Raw genomic sequence first — 13,938 nt, 5'->3', positions numbered from 1 at the left:
AAGCGTCAGGGAGAAGCGCCAATGGCCAATCACCCCCGTGCCGGGCAGCCTGCCCAGCAGAGCGATTTGATTAACGTTGCACAATTAACTTCACAATATTATGTCCTGCAGCCCGATGTGGCGAATCCAGAACATGCGGTGAAATTTGGCACATCAGGCCATCGCGGTAGCGCAGGACGTCACAGCTTTAACGAAAAGCACATTCTGGCGATTGCGCAGGCGATTGCGGAAGAGCGTAAAAAGAACGGTATTACCGGCCCGTGCTATGTGGGTAAAGATACGCACGCGCTGTCTGAGCCCGCGCTGCTGTCCGTGCTGTCCGTGCTGACCGCAAACGGGGTTGATGTGATCGTTCAGCAGGATAACGGTTATACGCCAACGCCTGCGATTTCGAACGCTATCCTTGTACACAACAAATCCGGCGGCCCACTGGCAGATGGCATTGTGATTACGCCGTCGCACAATCCCCCGGAAGATGGCGGCATTAAATACAATCCGCCAAACGGTGGTCCGGCAGATACCAACGTCACCAAAGTGGTGGAAGACCGCGCGAATCAGCTGTTGAAAGACGGCCTTAAAGACGTTAAACGTCTGTCACTGGATCAGGCCTGGGCCAGCGGCCACATCCATGAAAAAGATCTGATTCAGCCTTACGTGGAAGGTCTGTCACAGATCATCGACATTCCTGCGATTCAGAAAGCGGGTCTGAAGATTGGTGTCGATCCGCTTGGCGGTTCCGGGATCGCTTACTGGCAGCGTATCGCTGAGCACTACAAGCTGGATCTGACGCTGGTGAATGACGCTGTCGACCAGACTTTCCGCTTTATGCACCTGGATAAAGATGGTGTGGTGCGCATGGACTGTTCGTCCGAATGCGCCATGGCGGGGCTGCTGGCCTACAAAGACAAATTCGATCTGGCCTTCGGAAACGATCCGGATTATGACCGTCACGGCATTGTTACCCCTGCCGGGCTCATGAATCCAAACCATTATCTGGCCGTTGCGATCAACTATTTGTTCCAGCACCGTCCGCAGTGGGGTCAGGACGTTGCCGTGGGTAAAACCCTCGTGTCCAGTGCGATGATTGACCGGGTCGTGGACGATATTGGCCGCAAACTGGTAGAAGTCCCGGTGGGCTTTAAATGGTTCGTGGATGGCCTGTTTGATGGCAGCTTTGGTTTTGGCGGCGAAGAAAGTGCGGGCGCGTCATTCCTGCGCTTCGACGGCACACCCTGGTCAACCGATAAAGACGGGATCATCCTGTGTCTGCTGGCGGCAGAAATTACGGCCGTAACGGGCAAGAACCCGCAGCAGCACTATGACGAACTGGCTGCACGCTTCGGTGCGCCAAGCTACAACCGTCTGCAGGCACCGGCAACATCGGCGCAGAAAGCCGCATTGTCGAAGCTGTCACCTGAAATGGTCAGTGCAGATACGCTGGCGGGCGATCCGATTACCGCGCGCTTAACGGCCGCTCCCGGTAACGGCGCGTCTATCGGTGGACTGAAAGTCATGACGGAAAACGGCTGGTTCGCCGCGCGTCCATCGGGCACCGAAGACGCGTATAAGATCTACTGTGAAAGCTTCCTGGGCGCAGAGCACCGTGCGCAGATCGAGAAAGAAGCCGTCGAGATTGTCAGCGAAGTGCTGAAAAACGCCTGATAAATCTGTTAAATAAAAAAAGCGCCGCTGGCGCTTTTTTTATGGCATGAACCGGTAGCCGATACCGGTTTCCGTCAGCAGGTGAACGGGTTGTGTCGGATTGGCTTCAAGCTTTTGACGCAGATGGCCCATATAAATGCGCAGATAATGGCTGTGTTCGACAGCATTGGGTCCCCAGACCTGATTCAGCAGCTGACGCTGCGTCAGAACTTTCCCCGCGTTATTCAGTAATGTGGTCAGCAAACGAAACTCGATGGGCGTAAGGTGAACCTCTTCGCCCGCGCGCAGCACGCGGCGTGCGGCAATATCGACGACCACGTCGGCGAAGCTGACCTTCGGATCCGGGTGCTTCCCGGCATGACGCCGCAGGGCGACCCGAACACGCGCCAGCAGTTCACCAATCCCAAAAGGTTTAGTCAGGTAATCATCGGCACCAGCATCCAGTGCGTCAATTTTGTCCTGCTCGTCAGTACGGGCAGAGAGAACAATAACCGGCAGCGTGCTCCACTGGCGGAGTTCACCAATAAACGTCTTGCCGTCGCCATCAGGTAAACCCAGATCAAGGATGACTAAATCGGGCTTTCGCGTGGCGGCTTCGATCAGCCCACGTTGCAGCGTCTCAGCATCGAAAACCTTCAGGCCTTCACTTTCCAGCGCGAGGCGCACGAAGCGGCGAATTTCTTTCTCATCTTCAATGATTAAAACCGTGGTCACACCAATCCTGCCATTGCCTGAAAAGGGAAAACACACTGTATCAACTTTTCTGGCGTTCGTCCGTGTTGCCATGAAATCCGTTGAAGGATCACCTCTGTAACTCATAATTAACCTGGGTATAACGGCCAGGTAAACTTACCCGTGCAGAACAAAAAAGACGCAAATTTAGTGGTCAGATGAGTAGTAAAATCATCCAACCCGGCGTAATATTAGACACAGATCACATTTATGACGTTTTTTTACTCAGGAGGCTGCTATGTACCGCACCTATCCACTTCACAAAATTATTTTGCGCCGTACGCTGGTCATCCTGTCCGGTCTGCTCGCTCTGCCGGTTATGCTGTTTCGTCAGGATCGGGCGCGCTTTTACAGCTACCTGCATCGGATGTGGTGCAAAACCAGCGCCAAACCGGTCTGGCTGGCGCAGTCTGAAGCAGCGGCGGGTATTTTCTGGTAAGTCCCTGCTGTGCGCTTGATTTTACGCCGCACAGGTCTGGGGACACATCCCTACAGAGGGGATTGCCAGCGTTTTCAGACGTGCTTATCTGTTTTCACCTGCAGTGTGCTGTGGCCCGGTGTTAAGGTCGACACAGCGCCTCTTTTTTCCCTGTTCGTTCCGTCACGCAGCTTAGTTGCGCCTTAGCTTTGCGCCAGTGACGCAGGAAACCTTCCCAGTGTCCCGGCAAGCCGCCCCGTTCGTCAGTGCCCGTTCACGGGCAACCCTTCCTTATTATCTGACCGGCGGCCCCGACGGGCACCGCACTTTACGCGCTTCAGAACCCGCTGCAATATCGCCCACAGGCAGAAGCACTGACGACAGACCGCTAGCGTTTAGGCACCGGCGGGGCAAACTGCAGCGCGCCTGCGATACGGTTCCAGGCATTGATCGCGGCAACAGCCGAGGTAAGAAACGCGATTTCCTGTTTATCGAAGACGCGGCTGACCTCAGCGTACACCGCATCAGAAACCGGCTGCTGAGCCATCAAGGTCAGGGCCTCTGTCCAGGCCAGCGCCGCACATTCCCGCTCCGAATAGATACCGGCTTCGCGCCATACGGCGACCAGATCCATTTTTACCGGGCTCAAATCGGTCTTACGCGCCAGATTGAGATGGTACTGGAGGCAAAAAGCGCACGCATTCAGCTGTGAAGCGCGCAGTTTGATCAGCTCAGTGAGCGATTTTTCCAGCCCGGAATCGTCAACGGCTTTGCCCAGCATCGCTAAGGCTGCCACCACATCGGGTGCGGTATGTTCGAACGAAGACCAGTCGCTGCGAAGGTGATTAAGCGATGTCACGATATACCTCATCTGCTAATATAAGAGTTCGAATAACAATATACGAACTCTTATATTATGCGCAAGTCAGATCTGCAGAGCACCACCATCCCCGAACCCGGAGAAGGGAAACGCGGTGAGTCAGGCCATATTGGTTATCTGCTGCGGCAGGCCCATGCGGCTCATAAAATCAGAATGGAAAATGCGCTGAAGGATAAAGGCGTCACGTTGCCGCAATTTTCGGTGCTGACCATGCTTGCGGCCTATCCCGGCGCATCGGGTGCCGACCTTGCGCGTCTGTCGCTGCTGACGCCACAGACGATGAGCGTCATTGTGGCGAATCTGGAGCGGGCCGGAATGATTCGTCGTCGTCCGCACGCGGTGCACGGCAGAATTCAGGTGATTGAGATTGCTGACGCCGGGCGTGAGGTTCTCGCGCAGTGCAAAGTAGCGGTTCAGTCGGTTGAGGCCAGCCTGCTTTCGGGTGTCACGCCTGAGGATGAAAAGGTGATTCGGCGCTGGCTGGTCAGCGTGGCAGTGGGAGAATAAACCGTTAAAAAAGACCACGGGCTGGTCATCTGAAAGGCTTCGCGGCGTTCACTTTTGCTACACAGAATCTGTACCATCCCGGTCGTTTTACGCTACACTTAAACCTCTACAAGTTTTCGGAGGTTGTACAAGTATGAGCGAAAAAATTCCCGTTGGGATCAGCGCTTGCCTGCTTGGTGAGAGCGTCAGATTTGATGGCGGCCACAAGCGGCTCGCGTTCGCCACTGAGCAACTGACGCCTTTTGTTCGTTTCGAACCCGTTTGCCCTGAAATGGCGATTGGGCTGCCCACGCCGCGCCCGGCGCTGCGCTTAGTTAAGCAGAGCGACGACGATGAACTGCACCTTTGCTTCAGCAAAGAGGGCGGCGATGACATCACCGATAAGATGCGCGACTGGTCCGAAAAACGCGTGAAATCGCTGCATCACCTGTGCGGCTACATACTGTGTGCAAAATCACCCAGTTGCGGGATGGAGCGCGTGCGTATCTACGAGCCCGCTACCAATAATAACCGTAAAGCGGGAACCGGTATATTTACCCGTTTTCTGCAACGTGAAATGCCCTGGTTACCGCTCGAAGAAGATGGGCGTCTGAACGATCCGACATTACGTGAAAACTTTATCGGCCGGATTTGCGCGCTGCACGAGTTTCATGAAATGTGGAAAAAGGGGCTGACCCGTCATGGCCTGATTGCCTTCCACAGCCAGTATAAATTGTTACTGCTGGCGCATTCGCAAAAAAAATACCGTGAACTGGGCCCCTTTGTTGCCTCGATGAACCAGTGGGAGTCACTGGAGGCGTTTGCCTTCGAGTACCGCAACCGCCTTATGGATCTGATGTCACAACCGGCCTCGCGCACTAACCACACCAATGTGTTGATGCATGTTCAGGGTTATTTCCGCAGTCAACTGAGTTCGCCGCAACGTAGAGAACTGACGTCACTGATTGATTGTTACCGTCAGGGCACGCAACCGTTACTGGCGCCGATTACGATTCTTAAGCACTACATGGCTGAATATCCTCATCCGTGGCTGACGCAGCAGCGCTACTTCGATCCTTACCCGGAAGCGCTGCGCCTGCGCTACGGACAATGAGTCGGGAGCATGATGACGACCCATCTTGTCTGGTTCCGTAATGACCTGCGCATCAATGATAACCTTGCGCTGCATGCCGCCTGCAGCAAGTCAGATGCCCGTGTCATAGCACTGTTTATTGCCACGCCGGGACAGTGGCAGCAACACGATATGGCCCCCCGCCAGGCCGCGTTTATTCACCAGAATCTCTGCAGCCTGCAGGCATCACTGGCCGGAAAAGGCATCCCGCTGCATGTTCATCAGTGTGATGATTTCGCTGCCAGCGTGGATTTTCTCGTCACGTTTTGTGAACAGCAAGACGTTGATCAACTGTTTTATAACTACCAGTACGAATTTAACGAACGTCAGCGCGATGCGCAGGCGGAAAAGCGGTTAGATGAAGCGGACGTGATCTGTCAGGGGTTTGATGACAGCGTACTTTTGTCGCCCGGCAGTATCCAGACCGGCGATGGTGAGATGTACAAAGTGTTTACTCCGTTCAGCAAAGCCTTTATTCGTCGCATGCAGCAGGGGTTGCCTGAGTGTGTCCCGGCGCCTAAAGCCCGGGATGGCGCGCCCCTGAACACACCAGAAGCGATTTCGCCGTTTGATTACGACCATGCTGAGGTTGATGATGCGCTGTTTCCGGCCGGTGAACAGGCGGCGATTAAGCGGCTACGTGCGTTTGCGCAACATGCCGTGCTGGATTACCCAAAGCAGCGTGACCTGCCTGCGCGCGACAGCACCAGCCGGTTATCGGCTTACCTGACCATCGGCGTGCTTTCACCGCGCCAGTGTCTGCATCGGGTGTTGCATGAACATCCCGGGGCGCTGGAAGGCAGCCCGTCGGCTGTCTGGATCAATGAACTCATCTGGCGTGAGTTCTATCGCCATCTCATCGTTGCGTTTCCCCGACTGTGTAAGCATCAGCCTTTTGTCCACTGGACGCGGCATGTCGCGTGGCAACGAAACGAGGCGCATTTTGACGCCTGGAAAGCCGGGAAAACCGGTTATCCCATCGTCGATGCCGCCATGCGACAGATGCTGCAGACCGGCTGGATGCATAACCGGCTTCGCATGATCACGGCCAGTTTTCTGGTAAAGGATCTGTTAATCGACTGGCGTGAAGGCGAGCGCTATTTCATGCAGCAGCTTATCGATGGCGACCTGGCCGCCAATAACGGGGGCTGGCAGTGGGCGGCGTCCACGGGGACCGATGCCGCGCCGTATTTCCGCATTTTTAACCCTACGACGCAAAGTAAGCGTTTCGATGAACAGGGTGATTTTATTCGTCACTACCTGCCCGAACTGAAAGACGTGCCGGACAGTGCGATTCATCAGCCGCACGAATGGGCGCGGAAAAACAACAAGACACTCGATTATCCAACACCGATCGTGGAACATAAGGATGCACGTAAAAAGACACTCGACGCCTTCGAGCGCGCAAAAAATGCGGCCTGAGGTGGCAAGGAGCAGAAATGAATCACTATGCGTTAGAAAAAATCGTTAACGATCAGCTGGCAACCCATACCTTCAGCGATTATGCGCCAAACGGGCTACAGGTCGAAGGCCGACCTGAAGTGAAAACGATCGTTACCGGCGTGACCGCCTGCCAGGCGCTGCTGGATGAAGCGGTGGCGCGCAAAGCCGATGCGGTGCTGGTACATCACGGTTATTTCTGGAAAAGTGAACCGGCGGTGATTAAAGGCATGAAACGCCAGCGTCTGCGCACGCTACTGGCAAACGATATTAACCTTTACGGCTGGCACCTGCCGCTGGATGCGCACCCTCAGCTGGGCAATAACGCGCAGTTGGCTAAGCTGCTGGGTATTAACGTGATGGGCGAGATTATGCCGCTGGTGCCCTGGGGTGAACTGACTCAACCTGTGAGCGGCCATGCGTTGGCACAGCGTATTACTGAGGTGCTGGGACGGGAGCCGCTTCACTGTGGTGATAATGCGCCAGCAGCGATCCGTCGTGTTGCCTGGTGCAGTGGCGGCGGTCAGGGATTTATTGATAATGCGGCCGCCTTTGGCGTAGATGCCTTTATTACGGGCGAGGTCTCTGAGCAAACCATTCACAGCGCCCGTGAACAAGGCCTGCACTTTTTCGCCGCAGGCCACCATGCCACCGAACGCGCGGGTATTCGGGCGTTGGGTGAATGGCTGGCGGAGCATCATGGCCTGGATGTCACGTTTATTGATATTCCCAATCCCGCCTGATCCCCCTGGGTTCTGCCATCTGCGCAGAACCCAAACCTGTTGACACATTACCGTCACTTTCGCATAACTACCTTCCTGGGTTGTAAAACACATTTGGCTTTTGCGCGCCAGAATCCTGTCTGAGTGCCGCAAAGCTGTTTACCAGGAGGTACGTGTTGCAAAAAACACGATGCTATATGCTGGGCGAGCGCGCGGTGGTACTGGAGTTGTCTCCGCCCGTTTCGCTGGCCAGTCAGCAGCGAATCTGGCATCTGTGCCAGCGTTTGCAGTCACACGACGCGACCCGGGAAGTGATTCCCGGCATGAACAACCTGACGCTGCTGTTACGGGAGCCGCCCAGAGATGCCCGACAGGCGACAGCGCAACTTGAACAGTGGTGGCAGGAAAGTGAGGCGCAGGACACAGAGTCGCGCCTTGTGACCTTACCGGTCATCTATGGCGGCGAGGCGGGGCCGGATTTGCGTCAGGTGGCCGACCACGCCGGCATGACGGAAAAGCAGGTCGTCGCGTTACACAGCAGCACGGATTACGCGGTTTTCTTTATTGGTTTTCAGCCCGGCTTTCCTTACCTGGCCGGCCTGGATGCGCGCCTGCATATGCCGCGCCGCGCCGAACCGCGCGTTGCGGTTCCGGCTGGATCGGTGGGCATCGGCGGCAGCCAGACCGGTGTTTATCCGCTGGTCTCACCAGGCGGCTGGCAGTTGATTGGAAGGACGCAGGTCGCGCTTTTCACACCCAGCCAGCAGCCGCCAACCTTACTTCGTCCGGGTGACAATGTCCGGTTTGTGCCGCAAAAGGAAGGGATATGTTAAACATTCTTCGCGCGGGTCTGGCAACTAGCATTCAGGATTTCGGACGCTATCACTGGCGACAGTATGGCATCGGCGTCAGTGGTGTTCTGGATCAACCCGCCATGATCACAGCCAATCTGCTGGCAGGCAATCCGCCGGGCAGCGCCGTGCTGGAGATTGTCCTCGGACAGTTTAAAGCGGAATTCCGTCGGGATGGGTGGTTTGCACTAACGGGAGCGGGTTGTCAGGCCGAACTGGATGGCAAGCCTGTCTGGACAGGCTGGCGTTTACCGGTAAAAAAAGGGCAGGTCCTGGTGTTGAAGAAACCGATTCACGGCATGCGCAGCTACCTGGCTGTGCACGGTGGTTTCGCTATTCCGCCGGTGCTGGGCTCATGCAGCACCGACATCAAGGCCGGTTTTGGCGGCTTTGAGGGGCGAACGCTGCAGGACGGCGACGTCATTCCGCTAGGCAAACCGCAACAGCACTTCACGAGCAAAAAAGGCGTGCGCCAGTTGCTCTGGGGTAACCGTATTCGGGCGTTACCCGGACCGGAATACCACGAATTCAGCGAAGCGTCACAACAGGCGTTCTGGCGAGCAGCCTGGAAGCTGAACCCTCAAAGTAATCGCATGGGCTACCGTTTGCAGGGGCCTGCTTTGCAACGCGACGTGCCGCGCGAGTTGTTATCGCATGGTCTGGTGCCCGGCGTCATTCAGGTGCCTGGAAACGGTCAGCCTATCGTCCTGCTGGCGGATGCACAGACTACCGGCGGCTATCCACGTATCGCCTGCGTCATTGAATGCGATCTTTATCATCTGGCGCAGATTCGTCTGGGCGAGCCGATTCATTTTATGCCCTGTACGCCCGAAGAGGCGCTGGCGGCAACGCGACAGCAGCAGCATGTATTGGGGCAAATGGCCTGGGGACTGGCAAATGAAAATTGATTTAAACGCCGATCTGGGCGAGGGGAGCAGCAGCGATCGTGCGCTGTTGCAGCTGGTGAGTTCCGCCAACATCGCCTGCGGCTTTCACGCAGGCGACGCGCAGATGATGTTGCAGGCCATTCGCTGGGCCAGCGAATTTGGCGTGGCGATTGGCGCGCATCCCAGCTTTCCCGATCGTGAAAACTTTGGCCGCAGTGCGATGCAACTGCCGCCGGAAACCGTCTATGCGCAAATCATCTATCAGGTTGGTGCGCTCAAAAGTCTGGCGGAGAGCGAAGGGCAGTCGCTTGTTCACGTTAAACCTCACGGTATGTTGTATAACCAGGCGGCGGCGGATGCCACGCTGGCCGAGGCGATTGCGCGAGCCGTCAAAGCCGTCGATGCCCGGCTGATCATGGTGGGGCTGGCTAACAGTGAGTTGATTCGCGCGGCGGCCCATCACGGCCTGAAAACCCGGGAGGAGGTGTTTGCCGATCGCGGCTATCTCAGCAGCGGCGCGCTGGTGCCCCGTGGCCAGCCCGGCGCATTGATTGAAGAGGAAGACCAGGCGATTCAGCAAACCCTGATGATGGTGCGACAGGGGCAGGTCATCAGTGTGACCGGTGAGGCGGTTCAGGTGAACGCAGAAACCGTCTGCCTGCATGGTGACGGGGCGCATGCACTGACGTTTGCGCAACGTCTGCGTGCCAGCTTTGCCAGCCATGCTATCACCGTCACCAGTCAATAAAAAAACGGCATAACCAGCCTGAACGTCTCGGGCTTACTATTTCACGAGGGGAAAAGTATGGACAGCGTAGTAAATCTCTGGCCGCTGCTGGGCATTGCTGCCATCGTCGTTGGCTTCGTTTTGCGTTTTAATCCGGTGCTGGTGGTCATTGTTTCAGGCTTCGTCACCGGGATCGCTGCCCTGATGCCGCTGGGCGATATTTTACAAAAGCTGGGTGAGGGATTTCTGAATACCCGCAACCTGCCGTTGATCCTGCTGCTGCCGCTGGCGGTTATTGGCTTACTGGAACGCCATGGTCTGAAACAGCGCGCGCAGGCGTGGATTGCCCAGATCAAAACGGCGACGGCGGGACGGTTGCTCATTGTCTATCTGTTTGTGCGTGAGGTGACTGCGGCCCTCGGGCTGACCAGTCTCGGCGGTCATCCGCAAATGGTGCGACCGCTACTTGCGCCGATGGCCGAGGGGGCCAGCGAAAACCGCTACGGGGCCCTACCGCCCGAGGTCCGTCATCGCCTGCGTGCCATGTCCGCTGCCACCGACAACGTCGGGCTGTTCTTTGGCGAGGATATCTTTGTCGCCTTTGGCGCCATTATTTTTATGCATAATTTTATGCAGGAGTCCGCCGGTATCCAGACTGAGCCACTGCATATTGCCCTGTGGGGCATTCCCACGGCGCTCTCAGCCTTTCTGATTCATTCCGCCCGCCTGATCAGGCTGGACCGCCAGCTGGCACGAGAACTGCGCGTCATCAACAGCGAGGCCATGAAAGCCAAAGGAGAGCCGTCATGATTCAGCAACAGTATCTGATGTGGCTGGCTGGCCTGATTCTGCTGGTTGTCGCGGTTTTATCCTGGCGCGACAGCGCAAATCCGCGCCGTTTCACCACTGGCTTATTTTGGGGACTCTATGGCCTGATTTTTCTGGTGGGTGACTGGACAACCGCTCTGATGACCCAAATGATGGGCTCTGCCGAAAGCGGCACACGTACGTTGCAAATTAGCGTGGGCGTAGCGGTGGTTATCATGGGGATCCTTGCCGGTTGTGGTGGGGTAAAAATGGGCCGCTATCACCAGCGCAGTGAGGCGGAAAAACAGGCCAGTGCCCAGCGTCTGGGCAACAAACTTTTCCTGCCAGCCCTGGCGATCCCCGTCGTGACAGTGATCGGTGTGTTAGCGTTTAATAACCTTCCCGGTCTGCAAACGTGGGTGTTCGGCGCGGGCAACCATTCCACCCTGATTACGCTGTTCTCCATGGCCACAGGCTGTCTGCTGGGCTGGCTGATCGCCATGAAAATGACGCGTGAAACCCCAGTGCAGTCGATGCAGGAAACCCGACGTTTGCTGGACTGCATCGGCTGGGCGTTTCTCCTGCCGCAAATCCTGGCAACCCTGGGGCTACTGTTTACGGCCGCGGGCGTCGGTGGCGCGATCTCCCATCTCACCGAACATTATCTTGCCGTGGATAACCGCTTCATTGCGGTCACGGTTTACGCGGCAGGGATGGCACTGCTCACCATGGTGATGGGGAATGCGTTCGCGGCGTTCCCGATTATTACCGCGGGCATCGGCATTCCCATTCTGGTGTTACAGCATGGCGGTAACCCGGCGGTCATGGCGGCAATCGGGATGTTTTCCGGCTACTGCGGTACGTTAATGACGCCGATGGCAGCAAACTTCAACATTGTGCCTGCTGCCTTGCTGGAGTTACCGGATCGCAACGCGGTCATCAAAGCTCAGGTGCCAACCGGTGTGCTACTGTTAATTGTTAACATTTTCTTACTCTACTTCCTGATGTTTTTGTGAGGCAGCATGAAAACGGTATTAATGACGGCATTTGAGCCCTTTGGCGGCGAATCCATTAATCCCTCCTGGCAGGCGGTCAGTGCCCTTGAAGGCCAGACTATTGCCGGCGCACGCATCGTGACGCGCCAGTTGCCCGTCGTATTCAGCGAGGTGCTGGATGTGCTGTATCAGGCGCTGGAAACGATCAGGCCCGATGCCGTTATCGCTGTCGGGCAGGCAGGCGGTCGCAGCGATATCACGGTAGAGCGAATTGGTATTAATGTGGATGATGCGCGCATCCCGGATAATGCGGGCAGGCAACCCGTGGACGAACCCATCGTTCAGGATGGCCCGGCCGGATATTTTTCACGCCTGCCGATCAAAGCCATTGTGGCCGCGGTGCGGGAAGCGGGCATTCCGGCATCGGTGTCGCAAACCGCAGGAACCTTTACCTGTAACCGGGTGATGTATGGTCTGTTGCACTGGCTTGAAAGCAACGGCAGCCCGGCACGGGGCGGTTTCATTCATATTCCCTACCTGCCTGAACAGGCGGTGCATCACCCGGGTGCACCCAGTATGCCCGCCGCAACCGTTATTGAGGCGCTGAAAATTGCCGTACAAACGACCCTGACCACCGCTCAGGATGTGAAGGAAGTGGGTGGCGCAACGCATTAAGAGGACGAGTGATGCCTGAAGGACCGGAGATTCGCCGCGTGGCGGATCAGCTTGAAGTGGCCATCGTCGGCCAGCCCCTGACCGACGTCTGGTTTGCGTTTCCCGAATTAAAAACCTATGAGCCCGCATTGCTGGGAGAACAGGTGGCGTCGATAGAGACGCGCGGTAAAGCGTTGCTGACCCATTTCAGTAACGGCCTGACGCTGTATTCGCACAATCAGCTGTACGGCGTCTGGCGCATCGTCCCGCCAGACATGCAGCCCGAGACAAAACGGCAGTTACGTGTGCGTCTCGCGACGGCTAATCAGGCGATATTGCTTTACAGCGCGTCGGATATTGAACTCCTGAATGCGGAAACGCTTGCCCGTCATCCGTTTCTCAACCGCATCGGGCCGGATGTACTGAATGCGGAGTTGACCGTAGAGGCGGTCAGGGAACGGCTGTGCTCGCCGCGTTTCTGTCGCCGCCGGTTCAGCGGACTGTTACTGGATCAGGCTTTTCTGGCCGGACTGGGCAACTATTTACGTGCTGAGATCCTCTGGCTGGCCCAGTTGCTTCCCCGGCATAACGCACAGTCGCTGAGTGAGGCGCAACTGACGGCTTTCTGCGAAGCGCTGTTGTCCGTGCCGCGTCATGCCTATCGCATGCGCGGCACCATGAAAAAATACCACAGCGAAGCGGCATTTCGGTTTGAAGTGTTCCACCGCCAGGGCAAGACATGTCGCCGCTGCGGCGAAGTGATCGAAAAGGGCGTCCTGTCCGCCCGACCGTTTTACTGGTGCCCTGGCTGTCAGAGATAAAAACGCTGGCCTGTCCCGCCGTTGCACGCGGGCAATGTCACTCGTCAGCGAAGGATATCGTCACCCGGTTTTCTTCACAGCATAAGGAATCATCATGACACCTGAGATTGTGACGGAAAGGTTGCGCTTAAAACCCCTGTCGCTGGAGGATGCCGATGCCATGCAGATCGCGTTTCCGCGCTGGGAAATTGTACGCTACCTGATCGATTCGGTGCCCTGGCCTTATCCCGAGGGCGGGGCACGAGACTATATTGCCAATGTCGCCTTACCGGCGGTCGCGGCCGGGACGGGCTGGTACTGGACATTGCGGCCTAAAGCGGCGGAACAGCAACTGATTGGCGTTATTTGCCTGATGGAGACGCCGGATAATAACCGGGGCTTCTGGTTGGTACCGGAGTGGCAGGGGCAGGGCTATATGACAGAAGCCTGCCTGGCCGTGACGGATTACTGGTTTACCGATCTAAAAAAAACGCTGCTGAGAACGCCAAAAGCGGCACTGAATCAGCGCTCTGTGAATATTTCTGTCAACAGTGGGATGCGCTGTATCCGCACAGAGAAAAAACAGTACGTTTCAGGCACACATGACTCGCAATTATGGGAAGTGACGCGAGAAGAATGGCAGGCCTTTCGGGCATCTCAAACGTCCGCCGTTCATCCTTTCACTAAGATTCGCTCACGCTGACCAGCGGCGTCAGTAAAAAAAAGCGGCGGTGCCCGTAAGGAC

16 protein-coding genes are annotated in these 13,938 nt (G+C 56.5%); 14 read left to right on the top strand and 2 right to left on the bottom strand.

Annotated elements, in window-relative coordinates; all coding sequences use genetic code 11:
• The first annotated feature begins 21 nt into the window (after nucleotides 1-21).
• On the top strand, nucleotides 22-1,662 hold the full coding sequence (gene pgm, locus RAC65_RS07520; protein WP_375096548.1) for a phosphoglucomutase (alpha-D-glucose-1,6-bisphosphate-dependent): 1,641 nt from the start codon (nucleotides 22-24) through the stop codon (nucleotides 1,660-1,662).
• A gap of 39 nt (nucleotides 1,663-1,701) precedes the next feature.
• On the opposite strand, the gene kdpE is transcribed toward pgm, so the two are convergent.
• Nucleotides 1,702-2,376: a two-component system response regulator KdpE gene (gene kdpE, locus RAC65_RS07515; protein WP_006118436.1), complete on the bottom strand. Its 675-nt coding sequence runs from the start codon at nucleotides 2,374-2,376 to the stop codon at nucleotides 1,702-1,704.
• A gap of 256 nt (nucleotides 2,377-2,632) precedes the next feature.
• Here kdpE and RAC65_RS07510 point away from each other — a divergent pair, with 256 nt between their 5' ends.
• Nucleotides 2,633-2,833 (top strand): YbfA family protein, encoded by a 201-nt coding sequence (locus RAC65_RS07510; protein ID WP_054634317.1) that lies wholly within the window; start codon nucleotides 2,633-2,635, stop codon nucleotides 2,831-2,833.
• Nucleotides 2,834-3,200: 367 nt separating this feature from the next.
• On the opposite strand, the gene RAC65_RS07505 is transcribed toward RAC65_RS07510, so the two are convergent.
• Nucleotides 3,201-3,671: a carboxymuconolactone decarboxylase family protein gene (locus RAC65_RS07505; protein ID WP_375096547.1), complete on the bottom strand. Its 471-nt coding sequence runs from the start codon at nucleotides 3,669-3,671 to the stop codon at nucleotides 3,201-3,203.
• Between the two features lie 57 nt (nucleotides 3,672-3,728).
• Here RAC65_RS07505 and RAC65_RS07500 point away from each other — a divergent pair, with 57 nt between their 5' ends.
• The 12 genes from RAC65_RS07500 (at nucleotide 3,729) to RAC65_RS07445 (ending at nucleotide 13,896) form a co-directional block, all read left to right on the top strand.
• Nucleotides 3,729-4,199 (top strand): MarR family winged helix-turn-helix transcriptional regulator, encoded by a 471-nt coding sequence (locus tag RAC65_RS07500; RefSeq protein ID WP_205957365.1) that lies wholly within the window; start codon nucleotides 3,729-3,731, stop codon nucleotides 4,197-4,199.
• A 133-nt stretch (nucleotides 4,200-4,332) separates the two neighbouring features.
• Nucleotides 4,333-5,292 (top strand): 2-thiouracil desulfurase family protein, encoded by a 960-nt coding sequence (locus RAC65_RS07495; RefSeq protein WP_006118440.1) that lies wholly within the window; start codon nucleotides 4,333-4,335, stop codon nucleotides 5,290-5,292.
• Nucleotides 5,293-5,304: 12 nt separating this feature from the next.
• The gene (phrB, locus tag RAC65_RS07490) at nucleotides 5,305-6,732 is read left to right on the top strand and encodes a deoxyribodipyrimidine photo-lyase (RefSeq protein WP_375096603.1); all 1,428 of its coding nucleotides are present in this window, start codon (nucleotides 5,305-5,307) and stop codon (nucleotides 6,730-6,732) included.
• Between the two features lie 17 nt (nucleotides 6,733-6,749).
• Nucleotides 6,750-7,493: a type 2 GTP cyclohydrolase I gene (locus RAC65_RS07485; protein ID WP_133745081.1), complete on the top strand. Its 744-nt coding sequence runs from the start codon at nucleotides 6,750-6,752 to the stop codon at nucleotides 7,491-7,493.
• Between the two features lie 155 nt (nucleotides 7,494-7,648).
• Nucleotides 7,649-8,305 carry a 5-oxoprolinase subunit PxpB gene (gene pxpB, locus RAC65_RS07480; RefSeq protein WP_205957366.1) on the top strand — a complete coding sequence of 219 codons (657 nt, stop codon included), beginning with the start codon at nucleotides 7,649-7,651 and terminating at the stop codon, nucleotides 8,303-8,305.
• Nucleotides 8,299-9,231 (top strand): 5-oxoprolinase subunit PxpC, encoded by a 933-nt coding sequence (pxpC, locus tag RAC65_RS07475; RefSeq protein ID WP_039337974.1) that lies wholly within the window; start codon nucleotides 8,299-8,301, stop codon nucleotides 9,229-9,231. The genes pxpB and pxpC overlap by 7 nt, the downstream gene beginning before the upstream one ends.
• Entirely contained in the window at nucleotides 9,221-9,958 is a 738-nt protein-coding gene (pxpA, locus tag RAC65_RS07470; protein ID WP_054634312.1) for a 5-oxoprolinase subunit PxpA, read from the top strand. The genes pxpC and pxpA overlap by 11 nt, the downstream gene beginning before the upstream one ends.
• A gap of 57 nt (nucleotides 9,959-10,015) precedes the next feature.
• Complete coding sequence (locus RAC65_RS07465) at nucleotides 10,016-10,747, top strand: DUF969 domain-containing protein (protein WP_006118446.1); 732 nt, start codon at nucleotides 10,016-10,018, stop codon at nucleotides 10,745-10,747.
• The gene (locus RAC65_RS07460; RefSeq protein ID WP_324020211.1) at nucleotides 10,744-11,760 is read left to right on the top strand and encodes a DUF979 domain-containing protein; all 1,017 of its coding nucleotides are present in this window, start codon (nucleotides 10,744-10,746) and stop codon (nucleotides 11,758-11,760) included. Before RAC65_RS07465 ends, RAC65_RS07460 begins: the two co-directional genes overlap by 4 nt.
• A 6-nt stretch (nucleotides 11,761-11,766) precedes the next feature.
• Nucleotides 11,767-12,414, top strand: coding sequence for a pyroglutamyl-peptidase I (gene pcp, locus RAC65_RS07455; RefSeq protein WP_033739338.1), 648 nt, complete (start codon nucleotides 11,767-11,769; stop codon nucleotides 12,412-12,414).
• Nucleotides 12,415-12,425: 11 nt separating this feature from the next.
• Nucleotides 12,426-13,214 (top strand): endonuclease VIII, encoded by a 789-nt coding sequence (nei, locus tag RAC65_RS07450; RefSeq protein WP_039337980.1) that lies wholly within the window; start codon nucleotides 12,426-12,428, stop codon nucleotides 13,212-13,214.
• A 94-nt stretch (nucleotides 13,215-13,308) separates the two neighbouring features.
• Entirely contained in the window at nucleotides 13,309-13,896 is a 588-nt protein-coding gene (locus tag RAC65_RS07445) for a GNAT family N-acetyltransferase (protein ID WP_375096546.1), read from the top strand.
• Nucleotides 13,897-13,938: the final 42 nt, after the last annotated feature.

The organism is Pantoea sp. BS_8, from assembly GCF_041954965.1.
GTDB lineage: Bacteria > Pseudomonadota > Gammaproteobacteria > Enterobacterales > Enterobacteriaceae > Pantoea > Pantoea stewartii.
This window is presented reverse-complemented; position numbering and strand designations above follow the sequence as displayed.